We start from the raw sequence: 25531 nt of genomic DNA, 5'->3' as shown, positions 1-25531 counted from the left end.
GCTACAGCAGGAAGAAAAAACGGGCAGGCGCAGGCATCAGTCGATGCGTGCGTAGGCCGGCAGGGTCAGGAAATCGTTGAGTTCATCGGCGCGGCTCAGCTCGGACAGCAGCGCGATGGCTTCGTCCACGCGGCCGCCACCGGGCAGTGCCGCGCGGTCACCCAGGCGGGCCGGCAGCTGCGCCAACGCGCTGTCCAGCAGCGGCGGGTCGATGGCCGTGCCGTCGTCCAGTTGCTGCCCGGGCGTGTGCAGCCACTGCCACAGCTGGCTGCGGCTGATCTCGGCGGTGGCGGCGTCTTCCATCAGGTTGTGGATCGGCACGCAGCCGTTGCCATCCAGCCAGGCCGCCAGGTAGCGCACGCACACTTCCACGTTGCCGTCGAAGCCGGCACGCGTGATGGTGCCCGGCGGACGCGCGATCAACTGGTCGCGGTCCACGCGCACGTCCTGGCGCAGCACCTGCTGCTGGTTCGCGCCGGGCATGTGGTCATCGAAGATCGCCATCGCCACCGGGATCAACGCCGGGTGCGCCACCCAGGTGCCGTCGTGGCCGGCCGTGACCTCGCGCAGCTTGTCTGCCCGCACGCGGGCCATCGCCTGTTCGTTGGCGGCCGCATCGTTGCCGATCGGGATCTGCGCAGCCATGCCGCCCATCGCGTGTGCGCCGCGCCGGTGGCAGGTCTGGATCAGCAACTCCGAATAGGCCTTCAGGAACGGCTGGGTCATGGTCACTTGGCCACGATCCGGCAGCACCTTGTCGGCATGCCGGCGGAACGTCTTCAGGTAGGAGAAAATGTAATCCCAGCGGCCGCAGTTCAGGCCGACGATGCGCTCGCGCAGGGCGTGCAGGATCTCGTCCATTTCGAACACCGCCGGCAGTGTTTCGATCAGCACGGTGACCTTGATCTGCCCCTGCGGCAGGCCCAGCATGCCTTCGATGTGCGAGAGCGCGGTTTCCCACAGCGCGGCTTCTTCCATGCTCTGCAGCTTGGGCAGGTAAAAGTACGGGCCGCGGTCGTTGGCCATCAGCGTGCGGGCGTTGTGGTAGGCGAACACCGCCGCATCGAACAGCCCACCGGCCAGCCGCTGGCCATCCACCAGCACGTGCTTTTCGTCCAGGTGCCAGCCGCGCGGGCGCACGATCAGCACCGCGCGCTCTTCATAAGGACGCAGCGTGTAGTGCTTGGCCGGCTTGCTGCCGCTGGCCGGGGCGGTGAACTGCAGGTCGCCGCGCACCGCGCCGATCAGCGACTGCTGGCCAGCCAGCAGGTTGCGCCAGGTCGGTGCCGTGGCGTCCTCGAAGTCGGCCATGAACACCTTGGCCCCGGAGTTCAGCGCGTTGATGACCATCTTCGGGTCGGTCGGCCCGGTGATCTCCACGCGGCGGTCCAGCAGCGCCGTCGGCAGCGGTGCCACCTTCCAATCCTCCGCACGGATCGGCGCGGTATCGGCGCGGAAGTCCGGCAGACCGCCTTGGTCGAAGAACGCCTGACGCTGCACGCGTGCGGCCAAGCGGGCCTGGCGACCCGGCTCGACGGCGCGGTGCAACGACACCAGCAGCGCCAGCAGCGGGGCGGGCAGCAGGGCGGCCTGGCCGGCCACCTGGGTGGTCAGCGAGATCCCGGGCGTCGGCTTGGCGGGCGGCGATGGAAGAGCAGTAGCAACGGCAGACATCGGGACACTCCTGGATCGAGGGACGCCCCTACCGTGACGTGCCGGCAATGTATTTGACAAAGCAGATATTGCAATGCGTTGGATAAGTTTTGCTTATACTCATGACACGATGTCCACGCGACCACCGCCAAGTCCTCGTTTTTCCTACAAATCCGACCGGTTGAAACCGCTGCGGGCGTTCTGCCAGACGGTGCGACTCGGGTCGGTGTCACGCGCCGCGGAGGCGCTTTTCGTCAGCCAGCCGGCGATCAGCCAGCAGTTGCAGGCGCTGGAGCGCGAGCTGGGCGTGGTGCTGTTCGAGCGCAGTGGGCGGCGTCTGGTGCCCAGCCGCGAAGGCCAGTTGCTGTTCGAGATGGCCCAGCCGCTGGTGGAAGACCTGGACGGACTGGAGGCGCGGTTCCGCGACAAGGTCAGCGGCATGGACGCCGGCGAGCTGAACATCGCGGCCAACAGCTCCACCATCCTGTACCTGCTGCCGCGCATCATCGAGCGCTTCCGCCAGCTGCACCCGGACGTGCGCCTGACCCTGCACAACGCCATCAGCGCCGACGGCACCGACCTGCTGCGCGACGATGCCGTGGATCTGGCCGTGGGCTCGATGACCGACGTGCCGGCCGACCTGACCTACGCCCCCGCCTACCGCTTCGAGCAGATGCTGATCACCCCGCACGACCACCCGCTGGCGCGCGGCACGCTGAGCCTGGAGGCGATCTCCCAACACCCGCTGGTACTGCCACCGAAGCGCCAGATCACCTACCGGCTGGTGGACCAGGTGTTCCAGCGCCACCGCCTGCCTTATACCGTGGCGCTGGAAGTCGGCGGCTGGGAAGTGATCAAGCAGTACGTGGCGATGGGGATGGGCATTTCCATCGTCCCGTCGCTGTGCCTGAATGATGCCGACCCCCACAAGCTGGTGGCGCGCTCGATGCGCGAGTGGTTCCCCGAGCGCAGTTATGGCGTCATCGTGCGGCGTGGCAAGGCATTGTCGGCGCAGGCACGCGCATTCGTGGAGATGATCCAGCCGGAGCTGTTCTCACCGCGCGAGTACGACCAGAGTGGGCATTCCGAGCGCTGATGGCGACGACGGCGGCGCTGGTGCCGCTGCGCAAGGTGCTGGCGCTGCGCTTGGTGCTGGCGCTGCGCTACCCCGCGCTCGGTGACGGCGCTGCGCTGCTCTGCACTTGGTGCTGGCCCTGCGCTACTCCGCGCTTGGTAGAGCCGACTTCAGTCGGCTGCTTTCCGGTCAGCCGACTGAGGTCGGCTCTACACTCGGCACCGCCTGACCGGTCTGCGGTTACCTACAATGCCCCCATGTCCATCGAACTGCGCCATCTCCGCTATTTCCTCGCTGTGGCCGACACGCTGCACTTCGGTCAGGCCGCCGAGCGGCTCGGTATGTCTCAGCCGCCGCTCAGCCAGCAGATCCGCCAGCTGGAACAGCTGCTCGGTGCGCCGTTGTTCGTGCGCAGCCATCGGCGCGTACAACTGACCGAAGCCGGCGCACTGCTTCAGGCAAAGGCGCGAGCCATCCTGCAGCAGGTGGACGTCGCAGTCGACGAGGTGCAGCGCGTACAGCGCGGCGAACAAGGCGAACTGCACATCGGCCTGACCCGCGCCACCCCCTTGGTGCCGCAGATCCCCCGCGCGATCTTCGGTTACCGGGAGCGCTTCCCGCAGGTGCGCTTGCAGCTTCGCGAAATGAATACCCTGCAGCAGATCGACGCGTTGCTGGAGAATCGACTGGACGTGGGCATCATCCGCAAGCGCGTGCTTCCGGCGGAACTGGTGGCGCGCAGCCTGTTCACCGACCCACTGGCGCTGGTGCTGCATCGCGACCACCCTGCCCTGCGTGGACGTGACCCCGCGACGACCGTGCTGCCGCTGAAGCAGTTCGCGCACGAGCCCTTCGTAGGTTTCCACCGCAGTGTAGGTGCCGGCATCCACGATCAGATGATTGCCTTGTGTGCGGCAGCCGGGTTCACCCCGCGCATCGTGCAGGAGGCCGGTGAAGCATCAACACTGATCAGCCTGGCCGCCGCCGGACTGGGCGCGGCGATCCTGCCTTCGTCGTGCGACCACATACAGATTGAAGGCGCATGTTTCGTGGCCCTCGGCGACCGCGGTGCCCATTCGGAAGTGCAGTTGGTGTGGCGACGCGAAGGCATCACCCCGTTGATCCGCAATTTCACCGCACTGCTGCAGGCGGAGTTTGGTAAGTCCGGCTGACGACGGCCGGTAGAGCCGACTTCAGTCGGCTTGCAACATCGCGCGATCACCCAAGGGCAGCCGACTGAAGTCGGCTCTACCAAATGCAATGAGGGGCGCCGCTCAGGCCATCGCGGGGCAGCGCCACAGGCGCCAGGCAATGCCGGCCCCGATCAGCGTGAGCGCACCGGTGAAGGCGCATACGCCCACCCAGTCCCACGCTGTGTACGCCAGCCCGCCCACGGCGCCCAGCACGCTGGACCCGAGGTAGTACGAAAACAGATACAACGCAGACGCTTCGGCGCGGATCGATCCGGCGCGGCTGCCGACCCAACTACTGGCTACCGAGTGGCCACCGAAGAAACCGAACGTCACCAGTGCGATGCCGAGCGCCATGGTCCACAGCCACGGCATCACCAGCAACACGATGCCCGCGATGATCAATGCATAGCTGATGGAAAGCACACGGCCGCGGCCATGGCGTATCGCCTGCTGGCCCATCCACGCCGAGCTGAAGGTGCCGACCAGATACACGCTGAAGATCAGGCCGACGACGGTCTGGCTCAATGCGTACGGCGGGGCGAGCAGGTGGTAGCCGAGATAGTTGTAGGTGGTGACGAATACGCCCATCAGCAGGAACGCGGTAGCGAACAGCCAAGGCAGCCCAGGGTCAGCAAACAGTTGCCGCCAGCGCGATGGCAACTGGCGCAGCCCGCCGCGTCGGCTCTGGAAGTGCCGCGACGGCGGCAGTTGCATCCACAGCAGCAGCGTACTGGCGACGGCGATGATCGACACCACCCCGATGCCCCAGCGCCAGCCCCAGTGGTCGGCGATGATGCCGGCGATCAACCGGCCGCTCATGCCGCCAACCGCATTGCCGCCGATGTACAGCCCCATCGCAAATCCCATCGCGCGGCTGTCCATCTCTTCGACCAGATAGGTCATGGCCACGGCAGGCACGCCGCTCAGGGCGACGCCCAACAGCGCGCGCAGGATCAACAGGGTGGTCCAGTCGTCCACCATCGCACTGGCCGCCGACAGCACGGTGGAGGCCAGCAGCGCGGTGATCATGACGTTGCGGCGGCCGATGCGGTCGGAGACAAGGCCGGCGATCAACATCATCACCGCCAGCAGGCCGGTACTGAGCGAAAGCGCCAGCGCACTGTTGGCGGCGGATACACCGAAGTGGCGACTGAACTCCGGCAGCAGCGGCTGCACCGTGTACAGCAACCCGAAGGTCGAGAAGCCAGCCAGGAACAGCGCGACCGCGGTGCGCCGGAACGCCGGGGTGCCTTGCTCGATGTGGGTAGCCGTCGCTGAAGTGGCGTCCGTGTGGGGCGTGCGGTGCGCGATGGCTGCCGCGGTGTCACCGTTCATGGGATCGAGAGGCCACAGAAGCGGCCGGGGTGGGGAGATGACTAGGCTAGACCCCGATCACGAGTCGATCCATAACCTGATCGGTACGGATTGATACGTCTTACGTCTTGATAGGCGGCGGTGCGGGTGCGGTGCGGGTGCGGGTGCGGGTAGAGCCGACTTCAGTCGGCTGCTCTGCACGCGATGGGCAGCAGCCCGCTCAAAGAGCAGCCGACTGAAGTCGGCTCTACCGTTCCTCGTTCCCCGTTCGCCGTTCCCCGGCACCCGACATCGACATCGGCATCGGCATCCGGCCCGGGCCCGGGCCCGGCCGGAGGTTGGTGGTCAAAGACGCAACCACTCCACCCCTTCGCCGCGCCGGTAATACACCGCGACCGCACGCCCATACACCTTGTCGGCGTCGACGAAGCCGAAGAAGCGCCCGTCGAAACTGTTGCCGCGGTGGTCACCCATGACCAGCAGCTTGCCGGCCGGCACCACCACGTCAGCGACATCCGGGCCGCCGCCCATGTCCAGGTCGAGTTGCGCGGTGCGCGTGCCGAACTGCTCGGCGGCCGCCGTGTTTCCGAGCTGCAGCGGCACCCCGTTGATGCTCAGATGGCCGTCGTGTACATCCACCCGATCACCGGCCACGGCGACTACGCGCTTGATCAACCGGGTGCCGTCGGCGGGCGAATCGAATACCGCCACTTCGCCACGCTGCGGGGTGCCGGTGCTCACCAGCGCGTGCGCGGTGAAGGGCAGCCGCAGGCCATAGGCGCGCATGTCCACCACCACGCGGTCACCGGGCTCCAACGTAGGCTGCATGGAACCGCTAGGCACTACGTAGTGGTTGGCCAACGTGTCACGGGCGGCAGCGAGCAGACCGAGCATCACCACCAGTGGCAGGGCCTCCTTCTTCAGCCAGTGCAGGGCGCGTCGGGTAACGGGGGGGCGGGCAGTGGCGTCCATGGCGAGGCTCGGGTGGGTGTGGGGGTAAGACCGCGGAAAGGCGGTTGGGTTCCCTGGCGGGTAGCGCCGACGGGTAGAGCCGACTCCAGTCGGCTGCCCTTGCGTGCGCTGGAAGCAGCCGACTGAAGTCGGCTCTACCGGGGCACTACGAACGCTACGCAGAATTTACGCGGCTGCGCGGTGCGTGCCATGGAGGCGTTACGGGCGGTGCGCGCATCGTGTGTCTACCGCGCCGCAGGCGCACTTGCGAACAAGAGTTGCGTCATGTCGATCTTCATCATCCGGGGGCCAGAAACTGCGGGTGCGCTGATCCGTACCGCCGAGCCGCTGCCGGGGTTGGTACTGAAAACGCTGGTACACCGTGCCGTGGATGCCGGTACCAGCGTGGCGATCCGGGCGTGCGGCTCGGAGCAGGAACTGTTGGATGCGTTGCGTGTGGCCGACCACGCGCGTGGCGAGGTGACGCTGCTGGATCCGGGTTCCTGCGCGGACAGCATGCGTCTGCAGCAGTTGCTCCCGCACCTGCATAACGCCTACGTGGAAGTGCATGACGATGGGGCGGTCGCCGAGCCCTGGTTGCCGGCGGGCATGGGGCAGCGGCTGGGGATAGCCGCAGGCTACGGTGCGCAGAGTTACGTGCTGGCGCTGGACATCGCGCTGGACCACCTGGGATTGGCTGAGCAGGCCAGGCGCGTGCACGTCGGCACGTGAGCGTGCGGAAAGGGTAGAGCCGACTTCAGTCGGCTGCCGTTGCCGTGCGCTGAAGGCAGCCGACTGAAGTCGGCTCTTATCTCTTCGAGATCTGGCACTTTAGGTGCCGAGAGCCCGGCGCGGGCGACCGTTCGGCTCTAGGTCTTCGCGATCGCTTGGTAGCAAGGATCCCCGCGCCGGTCTTCTCCCTGATCCGCCCGAACAGTTGATCGAGTTGGCGCTCGTAATGATAAGACTGGGCAAGCGGGGGGAGCTCTCGACCCTGTCAGCGTACCGGAGATTGCCATGTTTGGGATCGGGATCGACGTAAGTAAGGACCGTCTGGACGTTGCCGTGCACGAGCAGCAGTTCCGCCACTTCAGCAACAGCAAGCGCGGCTTTGAAGCATTGGTTCGCTGGCTGCAGAAGTGGCCGGCCAAGCAGGTCGTGCTTGAAGCGAGCGGAGGTTACGAGCAGGCAGCCCTGGATGCGCTTCATGAGGCCGGCCTGCCAATGGTGCGGATCAATCCAGGCAGGGCGCGCAGCTTCGCCAAAGCCACTGGGCAGCTGGCTAAAACGGACCGGATCGATGCGATGGTGCTGGCGCAGATGGCACACCTGTTGAAGCACACTCGATATACACCAGAAGCGCCATGGCAGCGAAAACTAGCTGAATTTTCACTGCGCCGGCGTCATCTGGTGCAGATGCGTAGCAGTGAAAAGCAGCGCATGCGTGCATTCAGCGAGCCAGCTCTCCAGGTGATGATGCACAGCCAACTGGAGTACTTGGACGAGCAGATCCGCGTGCTGGACAAGGCAATCGCCGAACAGCTCAGGAATCAGCCCAGTTGGAACAGCTTGGTGGAGATGAAAGGCGTGAGCACGGTTGTGATGACCACGCTTGCTTGTGAACTGCCGGAGCTGGGAAAGCTGAGTGGCAAGGCAATATCCGCCTTGGTCGGCGTAGCCCCCATGAACCGCGAGAGCGGCTCCTGGCAGGGGCGTCGACGCATCACGGGCGGCCGCGCGGTCGTACGGCAAGCGCTCTACATGGCCGCCTTGTCAGCCTGCCGGTATGAGCCGCAATTGCGTGACTTCTTTAAATCCCTGAAAGCAAAAGGCAAGCCGGGGAAAGTTGCCCTGGTTGCCGTCATGCGCAAAATGCTGGTCATCCTGAATGCCCGCAAACGCGACGCGGAGGCCATGATGGCCTCCGCCTGACAACACAGTTGCTACCTGACCGGGGGGCGCAACAGCAGAACGGCGGGGTTTCCCCCGCCGTTCGTTCACCTTACTTCAGCCCGCGGAACTCAAGCAGCGGTTCCACCGACGGGTCCTTGCCGCGGAAGTCGCGGTAGAGCTGGCTCAGCTCGACGCTGTTGCCGCGCGACAGCACCTTGTCACGGAACACCTGGCCGTTTTCGGCGGTGAGGCCACCGTGCTCGGTGAACCAGGCGAAGGCATCGTGGTCCAGCACTTCGGCCCAGAAGTAGGCGTAGTAACCGGCCGAGTAGCCACCGCCCCAGATGTGGTCGAAGTAGGTGGTGCGGTAACGCGGCGGCACCTGCGCCAGATCGACGTTGAACTTCTTCAAGGCGGCAGCTTCAAAGGCCGGCACATCCTGCAGCGGGGCGTCGGCCTTCTGCGTGTGCCAGGCCAGGTCAAGCAGCGCGGCCGACAGATACTCGGTCGTCGCGTAGCCCTGGTTGAAGCTGCGTGCCTTGAGGATCTTGTCGACCAGTTCCTGCGGCATCGGCTCGCCGGTCTTGTAGTTCTTCGCATAGTGGGCGAAGACCTTCGGGTCCAGCGCCCAGTGCTCGTTGAACTGCGACGGGAACTCGACGAAATCGCGCGAGGTGGCGGTACCGGCGATGGACGGGTACTTCACGTTGGAGAACATGCCGTGCAGCGCGTGGCCGAACTCATGGAACAGCGTGGTGACGTCGTCGAAGCTCAGCAGCGCAGGCTGGCCAGCAGCTGGCTTGGTGAAGTTGGCCACGTTGTACACCACCGGCTTGGTGCCGGTCAGGCCATCCTGTTCGACGAACACATCCATCCATGCGCCACCGGACTTGCTGTCACGCTTGAAGTAGTCGGTGTAGAACAGCGCCAGCGAGGTGCCGTCCTTGTCGAACACTTCGTACACCTTCATGTCCGCGTGGTAGGTCGGGATGTCGGTGCGCGGCTTGAAGGTGATGCCATACAGCTGGGTGGCGGCATAGAAGACGCCGTTCTGCAGCACGTTGTCCAGTTCGAAGTACGGCTTGATCTGTGATTCGTCCAGGTCGTACTTCGCCTTGCGCACCTGCTCGGCGTAGAAGTCCCAGTCCGATGCGGCCAGCTTGAAGCTGGCGGTCTTCGATGCAGCGCTCTGTTCGTCGATCACCTTCTGGATGTCGGCGGCCTCGGCGCGCGCCTTGGCGGTAGCCGCCGGCACGGTGTCGGTCAGCAGCTTCAAGGCAGCAGCCGGCGTCTTGGCCATCTGGTCGCCCAGGTTGTAATCGGCATACGTGGCGAAGCCGAGCAGCTTGGCCTTCTGCGCACGCAGCTGGGCGAGACGCTGCACGGTCTGCTGGGTGTCGTTGGCATCACCGCGCAGGGCACGGGTTTCCGATGCCTTCAGCACGGCCGCGCGCTCCTCGCGATCACTCAGTGAGCCCAGCACCGGCTGCTGGGTGGTGTTCTGCAACGGCAGCAGGAACTTGCCGTCCAGCTTGCGCGCGGTGGCATCGGCGGCGGCGGTGGCGATCGCATCTTCGCTCAGCCCGGCCAGCTTGGCCTTGTCATCCACCACCACGGCTGCGGCGGCGGTCGCCGCCACCAGGCGGGTGTGGAACTGCGTGGACAGCGTGGTTTCTTCCACGTTGAGCTTGCGCAGGCTGGCCTTGTCGGCGTCGTTGAGCTGCGCACCGGACCGCACCAGGCCATCGTAGTAGTGCTCGACCAGACGCGTCTGCACCGGATCCAGGCCCAGCGTGGCGCGCTGGTCGTACAGCGACTTCACCCGCGCGAACAGCTTCGGATCCAGGTTGATTTCATCCTGGTGGGCAGCCAGCTTGGGCGCCACTTCTTCCTGGATCTTCTGCCGCGCTTCGTTGGTATCGGCCTGTACCAGGCCGAAGAAGATGCGCGAGACGCGGGTCAGCGTTTCGCCGCTGCGTTCCATCGCCACGATGGTGTTGTCGAAGGTCGCCGGTTCGCTCTTGTCGGCGATGGCGCGCACTTCAGCCAGATGCTGGCGCATGCCCTCTTCGAAGGCGGGCAGGTAGTCGCTGTCCTGGATCTTGTCGAACGGCGGTGCCTGGAAGGGCAGCGTGCTGGCGCTCAGCAGCGGGTTGGTGGAGGCATCGGCCGGCTGCTGGGCCGGGGCATTCTGGGCTTCGGACACGGGGGTGGACTCCTTGCCGGAACAGGCGGCCAGCGCCAGGCTGATGGCGGCGGCCAGGATGACGGTACGCGACATGCAAAAGGCTCCTAGAGGGGCGATCAGGACCGACCGCCAGCCTTCCAGCCTACTCCCACGCCGTCGCGCCAGCATGTGCCGGACGTGGCGCGTGCGCTGCCGGGGCGTGGCCGCTCAGACGGTGCCGCGGGTCTTGCCCACCCACGGCCGGTACCACTCGCGGATGCTGGCCATGTCAGCCGCGTCATTACCGGTGGCGCGGAACAACGGCCCGAATCCGATGATCTTGTCCGGGTAGTGGAAATACGCCGCCAGGATCGGCACGTCCGCCATCCGCGCGATCTTCAGGAAGCCGGCCTTCCAGTTCGTCACCTTCTTGCGGGTGCCTTCCGGGGTGATGGCGTACCACATCTTTTCCGAGCGACGGATCACCGCGACGGCCTGTTCCACCGTCCCCTGCGGCGAACTGCGATCGAGCGGGATCACGCCCAGCTTGCGCAGCAACGGGCCCAGCGGCCACCAGAACAGTGAGGCTTTGCCCAGCACGCGCACGTCCAGGCCCAACGCCAGCTTCACCGCCATGCCCCAATACCCATCCCAGTTGGACGAGTGCGGGGCGATGATCATCACCACCTTGGGCACGTCGGGCAGCGTGCCGACCACCCTCCAGCCGCGCAGGCGCAGCGCACTGCGGGCGATCCAGCGGATGAAGGCATTCGGCTTTACCTGCGGCATGTTCGGCGGAACGGGTGGCAGCAGCGGTGAGGGGTGGTTCAAGGCTTACTCCCAGTTGCGGGTTGTGCGGCCGCGCTTGACCTGCGCGCGGCCTTTCTTGGCGTCCAGGCGACGCAGGGTCGACCCGTAGGTAGGTTTGGTGGCTTTACGCGGCTTGGGTACGCTGAGTCCGGCGCGGATGAACTCGGCCAGCCGCTCGCGCGCATCCTCGCGGTTGCGGTCCTGGGTACGGAAACGCTGCGCATCGATGACCAGCACGCCTTCGCCGGTCACGCGTCGGTCGCGGCGCACCAGCAAGCGCGCACGCAACGGTTCCGGCAGCGACGGCGAGCCGGCCAGGTCGAACCGCAGCTCCACCGCGGTCGATACCTTGTTGACGTTTTGGCCTCCTGCGCCACTGGCACGCACGAACCGCTCGACGAGTTCATCGTCGGGGATCACGAGCTGCGCGGAGATGACGACTGGTCCATTACCCATGTGCCCATTGTAGCGGCTGGCGGTGACGGTTGGCTGTCGACATCGCGGGCCGTTCCGCCGCGATCAGGGGCTCAACACGCCGCCTTCGCCAGATAGCCGGGTATGCTGGCCAGATCATCCATCCAGGACGTCCGCATGATCCGCTTCTCCCGCCACCTGCCACGCGCCGCCCTGTTGCTGGCCCTCGCGCTTGCGTCCCTGCCTGCGCTGGCCGCGCCGCCGTCCGATGGCGACATCAACCGCCTGCTTTCAGCCTCGCGTGCGCAGGCCATGCTTGATTCCATGCTGCCGCAGATCGAAGCGATGCAGCGCCAGCAGTTCGATCAGATCACCCAGCAGCGCCAGCTGAGCCCGCAGCAGCAGGAACAGCTGCAGCGCATCCAGGTACGCACCGGGCAGACGTTGAAGCAGGCCCTGTCCTGGCAGCAGCTGCGGCCGATGTACGTGGACCTGTACAAGCAGACCTTCAGCAAGGAAGACGTGCTGGCCATGGCGGAATTCTATGAAAGCTCCGCAGGACAGAGTCTGTTGGACAAGACCCCAGCGCTGATGCAGAACGTGATGGTGGCAATCCAGACCCGCATGCAGCCGCTCTTCGTCGACCTGCAGAAGGACCTGGAAACGATCGTCAACGAGCCGGTGCCGGCAAAGAAATAACCCCGCACGGTGTGTGACCGGTAGAGCCGACTTCAGTCGGCTGCCGCGTTACAGGTAGAGCCGACTTCAGTCGGCTGGGCCTTGAAAGGCAGCCGACTGAAGTCGGCTCTACCGATCCAATCCAACCCGATCCAATCCGATCCGATCCGGTCCGATCCGGTCCCATCCGGAGGCAGGGTGACGACCAAGGTCGCCACCCTGTTGCATTACTTCGCGGACTTCACCGGGTTGCCATCGGCGTCGATCACGCTGACCTCGCCCAGCTTCAGCGCGCGCACGGCCGCCTCGGTCTGCTTCAGGTCACCGACCACCACCCATGTCAGCGCATCCGGCTTGATCGCCGCGGCGGCCTGCTGCACCTGTGCCGGGGTCAGCGATTCGATCTCCGCCTTGCGCTGGAACACGTAATCGTCCGGCCGCTGGAACTGCACCATGCTGCCGATCGTGCCCAGTACCGAGCTCGCCGTTTCATACGCACCCGGCAGGCTCAGGGTCTGGATGTTGCGGATGCGCTGCACTTCAGCGGCGGTCGCCGGCTTGCTGCCATTGGCGAACTCGACGATCTCCTTGCGCATCTCCGCCAGTGCCGGGCCGGTCTTGTCGATCTGCACCGGCGCCATCGCCATCCACGGCCGCTGGCCGACGGTGCTGCTGGCACTGCTGCGCGCGCCGTAGGACCAATGCTTTTCCTCGCGCAGGTTCATGTTCAAGCGCGAGGTGAAGTCACCGCCAAGCACGCCGTTGGCGATATCGAAGCGGATCGAACCCGGGTCCACCGACGACGGCACGACCTGACCGGCGAACAGGTTCGCCTGCACCGCACCGGGCTGGTCGATCAGGAACACACGGGCGGTGCTGGGCAGCGCGACATCCACGGCCGCCTTGACCTTCGGCGCCGGGCCTTCCGCTTTCCAGTCACCCAACTGACGGTTGAGCAGCGGCACGATTTCCTTCAGGGTGGTGTCGCCGACCACGATCAGCGTGCCCTCTTCCGGACGCAGCCAATCGCGGTGGAAGTCCACCAGGTCGTCGCGGGTCAGGCTGGCGATGGCCGCCTCGTCACCGCTGCCGGTGAACGGAATCGCATACGGGTGACCCTTGCCGTACAGCAGCGGCGGCAACACGCGCATCGCCGAGGCGGTCGGGTTGGCCTTTTCCTGCTTGATACCGGCAATCCAGCTGCCCTTGACCCGGTCGATCTCCGACTGGTCGAAGCGCGGCTGGCGCAGCAGCGTGGCATACAAGCCCAGCGACGGTGCCAGGTTTTCCTTCAGTGCGGACAGATCCACCGTGCTGAAGTCCAATCCGGCGGATGCGCCCAGATCCGCACCCAGCGCATCGGCCGCATCGGAGAACGCCAGCGAACCCAGCTTGCCGGCTCCCTCGCTCATCAGGCCCATGGCGAAGTTCGCGGTGCCCGGCTTGCGGTCCTGGTCGGCACTGAACCCACCCGGGAACTGGTAGCTGAACTGCACGACGGGGATTTCATGACGCTCGGCCAGGATGACCCGCGTGCCATTCTTCAACGTAGCGCGCTGCAGGGCCGGGAACTTGAGCTCCGGGAACGTCTTGGTCTGCGGTACGCCCGCACTGCGATCGACCTGCGCGGGCAGCGTGCTGTACTTGGCATCCGCGGCCGGCAGCTCGAACGGCTTGGGGCTCTGCGAGGCGTCTTCTTCCAGCACCACGCGATCGCCGGGCTCGACGATCAGCGTGTGGCTGCCTTTGCCCAGCCACTTGCCACCGACGGTGCGCAGCTGCGCGACCGTGGCGCCGTCGATGTTCTTCAGCGAGTCGCGGAAGCAGCCGGGGTCGCCGGTGTAGACCGTGCATTCGGCCAGGGCGTCCGCCTTGCCACCGAAGCCCCCGATGCGCTCGATGCCGCGGATGAAGCTGGCGCGGAATGCGGTCTTGGCGCGGCTCAGCTCTTCAGCGCTGGGACCCTCGGCCACCAGACGGTCGATCTCTTCGTCGATGATCGCCTCGACCTTGGCCGGGTCCACGCCCTGCTTCACCGTCGCCATGACCATGAAGTTCGAGCCCAGCTGCGAGGCGTACGCGCCGGCGCTGATGTTGTCCACCAGCTTCTCTTCGTGCTCCAGGCGCTTGGCCAGACGCGATGATTTCGCACCGCCCAGCACCTGACCGAGCAGCTGCAGCTGGTCGACGTCGGCGGTACCGACTTCGGCGACGTTCCAGGCGCGGTAGATCCGCACCTGCGGCACCTTGTCGGTCATGGTCTCGCGGGTATCGGCAGGACGCAGGGCGACGTCCACCTGCGGCTGGGCCATCGTCGGGCCGGCCGGGATGCTGCCGAAGTACTTGGCCACCTTCTCTTTGGCGGTGGCCAGATCGATGTCACCGGCCAGCACCAGCACCGCATTGTTCGGGCCGTACCAGGTGCGGAACCAGTTCTTTACGTCATCCAGCGAGGCGGCGTTGAGATCGTTCATCGATCCGATGACGCTGTGGTGGTACGGGTGCCCCTTCGGATACAGCGCACGGTTGAGCTGCGTCCACACCTGTCCATAGGGCTGGTTCTCGCCTTGGCGCTTTTCGTTCTGCACCACGCCACGCTGTTCATCCAGTGCGGCCTGGTCGATGGCCCCCAGCAGGTGACCCATGCGGTCCGATTCCATCCACAGCGCCATATCCAGCGCCGTGGTGGGCACGTTCTCGAAATAGTTGGTGCGGTCGGTATTGGTCGTGCCGTTCTGGCCGGTGGCACCGACCTGCTTGAAGGGCTCGAAGTACTCGCCGTCGTGGTTTTCGCTGCGCTGGAACATCAGATGTTCAAACAGGTGAGCGAAGCCTGTGCGGCCTACCGGCTCGTCCTTGCTGCCCACGTGATACCAAACGTTGACCGCGACGATCGGCGCCTTGCGGTCGGTATGCACCACCACGCGCAGGCCATTGGGCAGGGTGAACTGCTCGAACGGAATGTCGACCTTGGCCACCGCAGCCGGCTTGGCGAACAGCGGGGCGGGCGCCAGCCCACCGAGCGCTGTGGTGAGAGCGACAGCAAGCAGTGCAGTGCGCGGGCGCAGTCGGGATGTCATTCCGGATCCTTGGTCATCTGAGTGAGGGCCGATGCTAGCGCGTTGGGCGCTACCCCGGCATCGGCCAGGCGTCACGTTCCGCTGCGGCTTAGGTAGAGCCGACTTCAGTCGGCTGCGGTGTGGGGTAGAGGCAACCGGTAGAGCCGACTTCAGTCGGCTGCGGTCCAAGGCAATCGGACTGAAGTCCGCTCTACCCGCGGACAGGTGTCCGGACGGCGGACAGCACAGCCACTCGCCAAGCCATTGAACTTAAACAACTAAAACATGGCACGGCGATTGCTGTGCCTTACCTGCACCAAGCCAGCGATCAAACTCAACCTGACTGAACGCTGAACGCAAGAAGAAAAACCCCGATTGTTCTTGCAACCCCAGTTTTGGTGTACTACCTTACTACCACACCACCGCCCACACACACTAAACAGGCCCCGCCATGAACACCAAGATCCTCGCCATCGCCATCGCCCTGATCGCCGGTACGGCTGTTGTTTCTCCGGTGCAGGCTGCTCCCTCCATCGCGACCCTGCAGGCCGTGCAGGTCCGCCCCGACACGGCGCAGCTGGCCCAGCAGGCATGGGAACGCAGCAGCACCATCCCGACGCTCGCTGCCGTGCAGGTGCGCCCCAGTGCTGACCAGCTGGGCGAACAGAATGTCGTGGTGCTGGCCGCAGCGGTCGCCGCGCCGATCACCACGCTGGCTGCCGTCGAAGTGCGCCCGAGCCTGGAGCAGAAGGTCGCCTTGGCCGCCGAGTTGCAGGCCGAGCGTTACACCGTCGCCCTGGCCACGGCGGCCAGCGCGTTTGCCAACAACGTGATCGTCAACCTGCCGGTCGTGCAGGTGCGCCCGAGCCAGAGCGAGCTGCAGGCGCTGGCGATGGAAACCGCGATGGTGCTGGTGCGTCCGTGAGTTCACGCATGATGGCTGTCGCTGCACCTCACCGGTTGTTGATCCCCTGAAAGCCGGGCTCCCTTGACCCGAAAGGACCCGGCCAGCCGCGAAGTTCCGCGCCGCGCATTACACTGCGTCGATGAGCCAGGTCCCAACGTTCCACGTCGTGCTGTTCCAGCCTGAAATACCGCCCAACACGGGCAACATCATCCGTCTTTGCGCCAACACCGGCGCGCAGCTGCACCTGGTCGAGCCCTTGGGTTTCGCACTGGATGACAAGCAGCTCAAGCGCGCCGGCCTGGACTACCACGAGTATTCGCGGCTGCAGGTCCATCCGGATCTGGACACCGCCCTCGCGCGCATCGCCCCGAAGCGCCTGTTTGCCCTGAGCACCCGTGCAAGCGTGCGCTTCGACAGCGTGCCCTTCGCCGATGGGGATGCGTTCCTGTTCGGTCCAGAGAGCCGCGGCCTGCCGCAGGACATTCTGGATGCGCTACCGGACGGGCAACGCCTGCGCCTTCCCATGCGCCCGGACAACCGCAGCCTCAACCTGTCCAACACGGTGGCGGTGGTGATGTACGAGGCGTGGCGGCAGCACGGGTTTGCCGGCGGGGTGTGAGGTCGGTCGAACGGGTGAGACCCCCTCGCGGTGGGCTGCTGCGAAAAGCGGATTACGTGTTGGGGGCCGGGCGGTGGGGCGGAGCGGGGGACGGCAAAAGCCGCTCCTGCGTGCCTCGTTTCGCGCCATCCGTGGCGCTCAACGCCCCCGCCCCGCCCCACCGCCCGGCCCCCTGACAGGTTCCGTGGCCGCCCGCCGCGTATGAAAAAAAGAGAAAAGCGGTAGCGCCGACCCGTGGTCGGTGAGCGCAGCGGGCCGTTGGCGGGAACATTCCGCCGACCATGGGTCGGCGTTGACGCGTCGGGCGCGCGCGAAGCAGCGCGGCTGATGCTCAGAACGCGTTGAGCCCGGTCAGTTCGCGGCCTATCACCAGTTGGTGCACGGTTTCGGTGCCTTCGTAGGTGATCACCGACTCCAGGTTCAAGGCGTGGCGGATGGCGGCGTGCTCGGTGGTGATGCCTGCGGCGCCCAGCAGGTCGCGGCACTCGCGGGCGATGTCGATCGCCATGCGGCAATTGTTCCACTTGGCCAGGCTGACCTGCTGCGGCTGCACGACGCCCGCTTCTTTCAGGCGACCCAGCTGCAGTGCCAGCAGCTGGGCGGTGGTGATCCGCCGCGCCATCTCCGCCAGCTTGATCTGTGCACTCTGGGTAGCCGCCAACGGGCGCCCGAACAGCTCGCGCTCCTTGGCGTAGGCGATGGCTTCGCGCAGGCATGCGATGGCTGCGCCGATCGGCCCCCAGCTGATGCCGTAGCGCGCCTGGTTCAGGCAGCCCAGCGGTCCCTTCAACCCCTTTACCCCAGCCAAGCGGTTGCCGTCCGGCACCCGCACATCATCGAAGAACAGCGCACCGGTCGATGAGGCACGCAGGCTCATCTTGCGCAGGATCTCCTGCACGCTGAAACCGGGCATGCCCTTCTCCAGCACGAAGCCCTGCACACCTTCGTCGGTCTGCGCCCACACGATCGCCAGATCCGCGATCGGCGCGTTGGTGATCCACATCTTGCTTCCCGTCAGGCGCCAGTCGTCGCCATCACGAACCGCACGGGTCTTCATGCTGGAAGGGTCGGATCCGCCATGGGCCTCGGTCAGGCCGAAGCATCCGATCAGCTCAGCGCGCGCCATCGCCGGCAGCCAGCGCTGACGCTGCGCCTCACTGCCGTAGGCGAAGATCGGATACATGCACAGCGAACTCTGCACCGACACGAAGCTGCGCAGCCCCGAGTCGCCACGCTCCAGTTCTTGGCAAATGAGCCCATAGGCCACCGCATCCAGGCCGCCGCCGCCCAGCTCCGTCGGAAGGGTCGCACCGAGCAGGCCGAGGCCAGCGATCTCCGGCACCAGCTCGATCGGGAATCGTGCCGCATCGAAGCAGTCACCGATGATCGGCAGCACCCGCTGGTCGACGAAGCGTGCCACGGCATCCTGCACGGCGCGCTCCTGCTCACTCAGCAGGGAACGGACATCGAACAGATCACACGGATCAAGACTCATCGAGCACACCGGCAGCGTCATGGGAGCAGGCTGCATTCTGCTCGTTATCACGTGTCACGCACCAGCATGCCATTCATGTGCGTCTCGGCCCGGACGGCTTCCGGCACGGACGATGCCGCCGCGTCCAGTTGCTGTACACGGGAGGGCAACCTACCCCGCATCAGGTTCCACTGCCGACCTATGGTCGAGTTCACCTGGCCATCGCCGAAGTCGGCGATGACATCATGGCCACCGGCGATACGATCGGGATTGTGCAGGGCATGCAGCGAGCGCATCTGCTTGTCTGCGTGGGACAGTGCCTGCGCGGTCGCGTCAGCTTCCCCGCACCCCGCATGCGTCAGTGCTTCGCTACGGGCCTGCACCAGTTTGCTGCGCCAGGAAGCGCGCGCGCGGCGGGCCACCTGCGGATCACGACCTGCCGGGCTGAAGCCGGCACGCGCCTGCAGATATTCCGCCACCGTCAATGCGTTCAGGCCTGCCTGCTGGCCAGCCAACTGCCGATCCAGCTCGACAAACTTCGCCGAGGGCAAGCGTTGCGTGGAGAAACGCAGACACGTGCAGGGCATCTGCGATGCGGTCCCACACCGCAGTCGGTCATGCAGGCGCAGCAGCAGACACGCCAGCACGGCGTACACCGATACCCCACGACAGTCCGCCGGCGTATCTGCTGCTGCGAGGAGGGGCGAGGCGATGTGCAGCGCATACGACGGCGATACATCGCGGACAAAGAGCTCCTGAGCCATCGCACGTCCCCCTAATCCCACTGGACATGACCAGCCTAGGAAGGAACGCTGTCGCGAGGGGCGATGCTGTGCTCAAAACGTCTGGGCTTCTGTACAAACGATCAGGTATGACAAATCGAGCCATGCGGCCTATCCCGTGGTCCTGTACGGCGTGGTCCTGTCACCCCGCTCAATCTATTGCGCTGCAGCATTCCCACGCCGACGCGCCCGGCTGGCCGACAGCCGCCACTACCGTTAACCTGATGGATTCAAACACCCGTTTCGCCGTGGCAGCACGCGCGTTTTCCAGGCAACCGTCGCCCCGTGTTGGAGGGCGGCCTACCCAAGAGTCAGGTTATCCATGAGCGCTGAAGCCATCGAACTGCCCGCCCGCGAAGTAATGGAATTCGACGTCGTGATCGTCGGCGCCGGACCGGCGGGATTGGCCACCGCCATCCGCCTGCGCCAGCGTGCCATCGAAGCTGGCAGCGAATTGTCCGTCTGCGTCCTGGAGAAAGGGTCCGAGCCCGGCGCGCACCTGCTGTCCGGCGCGGTGATGGATCCGCGCGCGTTGTCCGAGCTGTTCCCCGACTGGGCCGAGCGCGGCGCGCCGTTGAAGCAGAAAGTCACCCGCGATGAGTTCCTGTTCCTCAGCGAGACCGGTGCCCGCACCACACCCAAGCCGTTGCTGCCGGAATGTTTCCACAACGAAGGCAATTACATCGTCAGCCTGGGCGAAGTGGGCCGCTGGCTGGCGCAGCAGGCCGAAGCGCTGGAAGTGGCCATTTTCCCCGGCTTTGCCGCGGCCGAGGTCCTTTACGGCGATGCCGGTGAAGTGATCGGCGTGGCAACCGGTGACATGGGCATCGAGAAGGATGGCAGCCGGGGTCCGAACTTCGAACGCGGTATGGCGCTGCATGCCAAGTACACGGTCTTTGCCGAGGGGTCGCGCGGCCATCTGGGCCGCCAGCTGATCGCCCGCTACCAGTTGGACCAGGGCAAGGACCCGCAGGCCTACGGCCTGGGCATCAAGGAGCTGTGGCAGATCGATCCGGCCAAGCATGAGCCCGGGCTGGTGGTGCATGCCGCCGGCTGGCCACTGGATGGCAACACCTACGGTGGCGCCTTCCTGTATCACGCCGAGGGCGGCAAGGTCTCCATCGGCTACGTGGTCGGCCTGGATTACAAGAACCCCTGGCTGAGCCCCTTCGAAGAGTTCCAGCGCTTCAAGACCCACCCGGCCATCCGCAAACACCTGGAAGGTGGCAAGCGCATCGGCTACGGCGCCCGCGCGATCACCGCCGGTGGCCTGCTGTCGCTGCCGAAGACGGTGTTCCCCGGCGGTGTGCTGGTCGGTTGCGAGGCCGGGTATCTCAATGCCAGCCGCATCAAGGGCAGCCACGCCGCGCTGAAGACGGGCATGCTGGCCGCGGATGCCGCCTTCGATGCGCTCGCCGCGGGTCGCCAGCACGATGAACTGACTGCCTATCCGCAGGCCTTCGAATCGAGCTGGCTGCACGCCGAACTGCAGCAGTCGAAGAACTTCAAGCAGTGGTTCAAGAAGGGCCAGACCGTGGCCACCTTGATGACCGGTATCGAACAATGGCTGCTGCCCAAGCTGGGCATCCGCAACGCGCCGTGGACGCTGCGCCACAGCACGCCGGACCACGCCTGCCTGGAACCTGCCGCCCAGCACACCCGGATCGATTATCCGAAGCCCGATGGCGTGCTCACCTTCGACCGTCTCAGCTCGGTGTTCCTCAGCAGCACCAATCACGAGGAAGACCAGCCGAGCCATCTGACGCTGAAGGATCCGAGCATTCCGGTGCAGGTGAACCTGGCCGAATACGCAGGGCCGGAAGCACGTTACTGCCCGGCCGGCGTCTATGAATTCGTCGGCGCGCAGGGCCAGGAGCGGCTGCAGATCAACGCGCAGAACTGCGTGCACTGCAAGACCTGCGACATCAAGGACCCCACCCAGAACATCGTATGGGTGACACCGCAGGGCGGCGGTGGCCCCAACTATTCCGGCATGTGATGCAGACCGGGTATGGGTCCCCGCGAGGGGACCCACCCGGATTCCGCCATGCGCACCGTCTTCCTTGCCCCCTTGCTGCTGTCCCTTGCCGCGTGCGGCGCGCCGGTTCCGCAGGATCCTGCACAGGCCGCGGCGCTGGAGCGCGAACGCGCCTTTGCGCTTTGCGCGGGCTGCCATACGGTGCAGGCGGGCGGCATCCATCGCTACGGACCGAACCTGCACGGCGTACTCGGCCGACGCGCTGGCAGCCTGCCCGACTACGCGTATTCCGATGGCATGCGGGCGGCTGACATTGTGTGGAGCGCGGAAACCCTCGACGCATTCCTGCGCTCGCCCAGTACCCGCGTACCCGGTACGCGCATGTACAACGCGTTTCCCGATCCCGAACGGCGTCGGCTGGTCATTGAGTACCTGCAGCACAACGCGCAGTGACCCCGCCGCGTGCCACGTCAACCGGTAGAGCCGACGTGCGTCGGCTGCTGGTCCGGAGTCGCCCTCGGTAGAGCCGACTTCAGTCGGCTGCTGGTCCACGGTGCCGACTGAAGTCGGCACTACCCAGCCGGCACTACCGGGGGCGGGTCGGTGGGGTGCAGCCAGCGCAGCAGGCACTCGCGCAGGTGGGCCAGTGACAGCGGCTTGGTCAGCACTTCATCCATGCCCGCTTCGCGACAGCGGCGCAGGTCCTGCTCCAGCAGGCTGGCGGTCAGCGCCACCACCGGCAGGCGCGCCCCGCCCTGGCGCTGCTCGCGCTCGCGCAGCAGGCGGGTGAACGCGTAGCCATCCATCACCGGCATGCGGCAGTCCGTGATGACCAGATCGAATGCTTCACCCTGTGCGGAGGCAGCCAGCATCTGCAGGGCCTCCCGTCCGTCACTGGCAACGGCATGGGCCACGCCCAGCTGCTCCAGCCGCCAGGCCATCATGGCCTGCGCGGTAGGGTGATCTTCCACCACCAGCACCCGGGCCTGTTGCAGGTTGGCAGGCAACGGCGGCACGCTGTCCGGGCCCGGCAGCGCGGCGGCGATGTCGTCGTCACTGGCCACCGGCAGCTGCAGCAGCACATCCACCTCGGTACCGCTGCCCAGGGTGCTGTGCACCAGCAGGCGGCCGCCCATCAGCTGCACCAGGCGCTGGCACAGGGTCAGTCCCAGCCCCGTCCCGCCCACGTCACGCGTGACCGGCACGTCGCCCGCAGCGAACGGCTGGAACACACCCCGCACCTGACCCTGATCCATTCCCACACCGGTATCGATGACCTGCAGGCGCAGGTCCTGCAGGCTGGGCGAGCTGCCTTCCAGCACCTCCACCCGCAGCAGCACCGTGCCGGTGTCGGTGAACCGGATCGCATTGGCAAGCAGGTTGCCCAGCACCTGACGCAGCCGCAGGCCGTCCACCTCATGGGCGGTGGCCAGGCGCGAGTCGATGTCCAGCCGAAGTGCCAGCCCTTTGCGGGTCGCCGCTTCATCGAACTGCCGCTGCAGCGATTCCAGCAGAGGCTGCAACGGCAACGGCAAGGGATCCAGGCGCAGCGCACCGGCATCGATCTTGGCGTAATCCAGAATGTCATCGAGCATGCGCCGAAGCGACTGCGCGGCCTGCTCGGCCTCGGCCAGATGGACGCGCTGCTGCGGCTGCAGCGGCGAATGGGCCAGGATCTCCAGCATGCCCAGCACGCCGCTCATCGGCGTACGGATCTCATGGCTCATGGTCGCCAGGAAACGCGCCTTGGCATCGGCCGCCTGCTCGGCGGCGGCGTTGGCCTGGGCCAGTGCGTCGGCTTGGCGGTGGGCATCGGTGATATCCACCCAGTACCCGCTCCACGTCACCGTACCGGCATCGGTGGCATACGGCTGCGCCTGGCTGCGCACCCACCGCGAGGGCTCGGCGGTGGTGCGGAACTCCAGCGACAACGGCAGGAAATCGCGCGCCGCGTGGGCAATCGCGGCCTCCACCTGCGGCCGGTCGCGTGCGTCGATGCAGTCCAGCAGCGCCGCAGCCGACGCCATCGCCACCTCCTGCTGGATGCCGAACAAGGCCTGCATGTCGCCGGCCACGTACGGGAATCCCAACGTACCATCGGCGGTGCGGCGCATCTGGTAGACGATGGCCGGCAGGTTGCGGGTGACATCGGCCAAGCGCTGCTCCAATGCACGTCGGCCGGCGACTTCGCGCCGCAGCCGCCAGTAGCCGAGCGCATGCACCAGTAACGCCGTCAGCAGCACCAGTACGATCGGTACCGCCCAACGGGCCGCAGTGCGCCAGTCGGTCCCACTGCGGTATTCCACGGCCAGCCAATCGTTGCGCAGCGCTTCGCGTTCACGCGGGCCCATCTGTTGCAACAGGCGATCGAAGCGCGTCGCCAAGGGGGCGTACTCGCGTTTCACCGCCAGCGAAAGGTGATCGTCGAAACCTGCGGGCGCGGCCACCTGCAGCTGGCCGGGGAAACGCTCACGCAGCAGGCGATCGACGATGGCCAGGTTGCCGATGTACGCCTGCGCCTCACCATCCAGCAGCCGCTGCAGTGCCTGCTCGGCGCTGCGCGCGGCCAGGATGCGGGCCTGCGGTGCCTGCTGCAGTACCTGCGCACGCAGGCGTTCGGGATCGGACAGCAGCACGCGCTTGCCGGCAAGGTCACCCATCTGCAGCACGGTGCCGCTGCCGGGTCCGGTGACGATCACGTTCGGCACGCTGATGAAGGGCTGGCTGAACACCCAGTCGGTGCCGAGGTAATGCGAATCGGTGGGCACCCCCATCACCGCGTCGAGGCGGCCGCGGCGCATCTTCTCGCGCAGGTCGAACCAGTCATGGCTGCCCTCCACGTCCAGCGTGGCACCGGCCTGGCGCAGCCGCTGCAGGTACTCGCTGGCCAGCCCGCTGGGCGCGCCGCTGCCATCGGCGTACGACAACGGCGCGGCATTCGGCGCAAAGCCCAGCCGCAGCGGCGTGGACAGCGCGCGCCGCTCGGCCTGGTTGAGTGCCTGCCGTGCCGGATCGGACCATACCGGTACGCGCAGCCAGCGGGCCGCGCGCTCGGCGCGCAGGGAAACGGGCTCGCGGGCCATCGCCTCGTCCAGCGCTTCCACCAGCGGGGCTTTCGACAGCGGCACGCCGAAGTGCAGCGACTCCACCGGCAGATCACTGGGCCGCAGCAGGGCGACGTTGTCCAACCCATGGGCCTGGATGAGATGACCGGCGACGTAGGAGTTGCCGATGAACACATCGGCCTGGTCCTGCGCTACTTTCCGCAGCGCATCCAGGGTGGTCGGCACCGCCATCAGGCGCGCGCGGGGGAACCGTGAGCGGATCTTTTCCTGGGTCAGGAAGCCCTGCTCACTGACCACGCGCAGACCGGACAAATCCGGGTCGTCGGATGCACGCAGATCACCGGGACGTCCCACCACGGCCAACGGTGCGTCCGCATAGGCACCGGTGTAGGCCAGACAACGCGCCGGGTCACTGCTCGGTGCGACGTTCATCACAATGTCGATCTCACCGCGGCAGGCCGCCTCCAGGACCTGCGCCCAGCTGGGATAATGGCGGTAATGCAACGTCACCCCCAGCCCCGCAGCCAAGGAGGCCAGCACATCCGGTGCAAGGCCACGTACCTGCGCGCCCTCCACATACTCCAGCGGAGGCCAACCGCTGTCGTAGACCCCCACCGAAAGCTGGGGATGCGCTGCGATCCATGCCTGGGTGTCACCACCCGGCGAACGCGGGACGGACCACGCCGACGCCGTCAGCAGTGACAGGACGATGCCCATTCCCCACCGCCTGCCGTGAGCCAGGATCGTCCGCACCAGGTTCGTTCTCCATGAAATAGGGATATCGTCGATGCCTGCTTTCCACCCAACCCATGACACCCGGGGCCATACTAGAGCATGACGCTTCGCATCATCATCGCTGACGACCATCCGGTAGTACGGATCGGCGCCCGCTCGGTCATCCATGACAGCGGCGTCGGTGACGTCATCGCCGAAGCGGCCACCGCCCAGGATCTGCTGACCCATCTGTCGAACCTGCCCTGCGACGTACTGGTCACCGACTACTCGATGCCCGACAGCAGCGTGCCCGATGGCTTCGCCATGATCAGCATGATCCGCAGGCGTTATCCGCAACTGCCGGTGCTGATGCTGAGTGTATCCAGCAACCTGGCGATCCTGCGCATGGTGCGGGACGCCGGCGTGCTGGGACTGGTCGACAAAGGGTCGTCGATGGACGAACTGCCGGTCGCCATCCGCACGGTTCACCGCGGCCTGCCTTACATCAGTCACTCGTTGAAGGAACGCGTGGAAATGACCGGCAGCAGTGCCATGGTGGAAGGCGAGAGTCGCCCTTTGTCACCGCGCGAGGTGGAAGTGCTGCGCCTGCTGGGCAAAGGCATGACCGTGAAAGAGATCGCCAACATGCTCCATCGCAGTGCCAGCACGATCAGCCGGCAGAAGGGCGATGCGATGTTGAAGCTGGGCTTGAACAGCGACGCCGAGCTGTTCGACTACCTGCGCAACGGCCAGCTGTAAGACGCTGACCGCCGCAGGCGGTGACT

The 25531-nt window shown here is 66.0% G+C and carries 20 protein-coding genes; 10 read left to right on the top strand and 10 right to left on the bottom strand.

Annotated features, from left to right (window positions below; all coding sequences use genetic code 11):
* Positions 1–36 precede the first annotated feature (36 nt).
* Positions 37–1674, bottom strand: a complete 1638-nt coding sequence (gene aceB, locus ABRP17_RS09355) for a malate synthase A (RefSeq protein WP_349986609.1) — start codon at positions 1672–1674, stop codon at positions 37–39.
* Positions 1675–1783: 109 nt separating this feature from the next.
* Between aceB and ABRP17_RS09350 the strand changes: the two genes are divergently transcribed.
* A complete protein-coding gene (locus ABRP17_RS09350; RefSeq protein ID WP_192096373.1) occupies positions 1784–2749 on the top strand; it encodes a LysR family transcriptional regulator in 966 nt (321 codons plus the stop codon).
* Between the two features lie 236 nt (positions 2750–2985).
* Entirely contained in the window at positions 2986–3900 is a 915-nt protein-coding gene (locus ABRP17_RS09345) for a LysR substrate-binding domain-containing protein (protein ID WP_349986610.1), read from the top strand.
* 102 nt (positions 3901–4002) lie between these two features.
* On the opposite strand, the gene ABRP17_RS09340 is transcribed toward ABRP17_RS09345, so the two are convergent.
* Complete coding sequence (locus tag ABRP17_RS09340) at positions 4003–5256, bottom strand: MFS transporter (protein ID WP_349986611.1); 1254 nt, start codon at positions 5254–5256, stop codon at positions 4003–4005.
* A gap of 324 nt (positions 5257–5580) precedes the next feature.
* Entirely contained in the window at positions 5581–6207 is a 627-nt protein-coding gene (lepB, locus tag ABRP17_RS09335; protein ID WP_349986612.1) for a signal peptidase I, read from the bottom strand.
* Positions 6208–6471: 264 nt separating this feature from the next.
* Here lepB and ABRP17_RS09330 point away from each other — a divergent pair, with 264 nt between their 5' ends.
* Both ABRP17_RS09330 and ABRP17_RS09325 read left to right on the top strand, forming a co-directional pair.
* Positions 6472–6918: a 3-dehydroquinate dehydratase gene (locus ABRP17_RS09330; RefSeq protein ID WP_349986613.1), complete on the top strand. Its 447-nt coding sequence runs from the start codon at positions 6472–6474 to the stop codon at positions 6916–6918.
* 285 nt (positions 6919–7203) lie between these two features.
* Positions 7204–8118 carry a transposase gene (locus ABRP17_RS09325; RefSeq protein ID WP_349986822.1) on the top strand — a complete coding sequence of 305 codons (915 nt, stop codon included), beginning with the start codon at positions 7204–7206 and terminating at the stop codon, positions 8116–8118.
* A gap of 70 nt (positions 8119–8188) precedes the next feature.
* On the opposite strand, the gene ABRP17_RS09320 is transcribed toward ABRP17_RS09325, so the two are convergent.
* From ABRP17_RS09320 to arfB, 3 genes are all read right to left on the bottom strand, one after another.
* On the bottom strand, positions 8189–10360 hold the full coding sequence (locus ABRP17_RS09320; protein ID WP_349985711.1) for a M3 family metallopeptidase: 2172 nt from the start codon (positions 10358–10360) through the stop codon (positions 8189–8191).
* 114 nt (positions 10361–10474) lie between these two features.
* Positions 10475–11077 (bottom strand): lysophospholipid acyltransferase family protein, encoded by a 603-nt coding sequence (locus ABRP17_RS09315; RefSeq protein ID WP_372486745.1) that lies wholly within the window; start codon positions 11075–11077, stop codon positions 10475–10477.
* Between the two features lie 3 nt (positions 11078–11080).
* Positions 11081–11512, bottom strand: a complete 432-nt coding sequence (gene arfB / locus ABRP17_RS09310) for an alternative ribosome rescue aminoacyl-tRNA hydrolase ArfB (RefSeq protein WP_188325712.1) — start codon at positions 11510–11512, stop codon at positions 11081–11083.
* 135 nt (positions 11513–11647) lie between these two features.
* Here arfB and ABRP17_RS09305 point away from each other — a divergent pair, with 135 nt between their 5' ends.
* Complete coding sequence (locus ABRP17_RS09305) at positions 11648–12169, top strand: DUF2059 domain-containing protein (RefSeq protein WP_188325711.1); 522 nt, start codon at positions 11648–11650, stop codon at positions 12167–12169.
* A gap of 206 nt (positions 12170–12375) precedes the next feature.
* Here the strand turns inward: ABRP17_RS09305 and ABRP17_RS09300 are convergent, their stop codons facing one another.
* A complete protein-coding gene (locus tag ABRP17_RS09300; protein ID WP_349985710.1) occupies positions 12376–15228 on the bottom strand; it encodes a pitrilysin family protein in 2853 nt (950 codons plus the stop codon).
* 430 nt (positions 15229–15658) lie between these two features.
* Here ABRP17_RS09300 and ABRP17_RS09295 point away from each other — a divergent pair, with 430 nt between their 5' ends.
* The gene (locus ABRP17_RS09295) at positions 15659–16132 is read left to right on the top strand and encodes a hypothetical protein (RefSeq protein ID WP_349985709.1); all 474 of its coding nucleotides are present in this window, start codon (positions 15659–15661) and stop codon (positions 16130–16132) included.
* 121 nt (positions 16133–16253) lie between these two features.
* On the top strand, positions 16254–16733 hold the full coding sequence (locus ABRP17_RS09290; RefSeq protein WP_192082454.1) for a tRNA (cytidine(34)-2'-O)-methyltransferase: 480 nt from the start codon (positions 16254–16256) through the stop codon (positions 16731–16733).
* Between the two features lie 331 nt (positions 16734–17064).
* Here ABRP17_RS09290 and ABRP17_RS09285 read toward each other — a convergent pair whose 3' ends face one another.
* Together ABRP17_RS09285 and ABRP17_RS09280 are read right to left on the bottom strand one after the other, a co-directional pair.
* Positions 17065–18228 carry an acyl-CoA dehydrogenase family protein gene (locus tag ABRP17_RS09285; protein WP_349985708.1) on the bottom strand — a complete coding sequence of 388 codons (1164 nt, stop codon included), beginning with the start codon at positions 18226–18228 and terminating at the stop codon, positions 17065–17067.
* A 47-nt stretch (positions 18229–18275) separates the two neighbouring features.
* Positions 18276–18971 carry a polymorphic toxin type 15 domain-containing protein gene (locus ABRP17_RS09280; protein ID WP_349985707.1) on the bottom strand — a complete coding sequence of 232 codons (696 nt, stop codon included), beginning with the start codon at positions 18969–18971 and terminating at the stop codon, positions 18276–18278.
* Between the two features lie 340 nt (positions 18972–19311).
* Here ABRP17_RS09280 and ABRP17_RS09275 point away from each other — a divergent pair, with 340 nt between their 5' ends.
* Both ABRP17_RS09275 and ABRP17_RS09270 read left to right on the top strand, forming a co-directional pair.
* Complete coding sequence (locus ABRP17_RS09275) at positions 19312–20988, top strand: electron transfer flavoprotein-ubiquinone oxidoreductase (RefSeq protein WP_188325705.1); 1677 nt, start codon at positions 19312–19314, stop codon at positions 20986–20988.
* A gap of 48 nt (positions 20989–21036) precedes the next feature.
* The gene (locus ABRP17_RS09270; protein ID WP_188325704.1) at positions 21037–21420 is read left to right on the top strand and encodes a cytochrome c family protein; all 384 of its coding nucleotides are present in this window, start codon (positions 21037–21039) and stop codon (positions 21418–21420) included.
* 119 nt (positions 21421–21539) lie between these two features.
* Here the strand turns inward: ABRP17_RS09270 and ABRP17_RS09265 are convergent, their stop codons facing one another.
* The gene (locus ABRP17_RS09265; RefSeq protein WP_349985706.1) at positions 21540–24749 is read right to left on the bottom strand and encodes a response regulator; all 3210 of its coding nucleotides are present in this window, start codon (positions 24747–24749) and stop codon (positions 21540–21542) included.
* A gap of 117 nt (positions 24750–24866) precedes the next feature.
* Between ABRP17_RS09265 and ABRP17_RS09260 the strand changes: the two genes are divergently transcribed.
* Positions 24867–25505 carry a response regulator transcription factor gene (locus ABRP17_RS09260; protein WP_188325702.1) on the top strand — a complete coding sequence of 213 codons (639 nt, stop codon included), beginning with the start codon at positions 24867–24869 and terminating at the stop codon, positions 25503–25505.
* Positions 25506–25531: the final 26 nt, after the last annotated feature.

The organism is Stenotrophomonas sp. WHRI 8082 (assembly GCF_040223995.2).
Classification (GTDB): domain Bacteria; phylum Pseudomonadota; class Gammaproteobacteria; order Xanthomonadales; family Xanthomonadaceae; genus Stenotrophomonas.
Note: the sequence above shows the minus strand (reverse complement) of the source record. Positions and strands in the feature narration are given on the sequence as shown.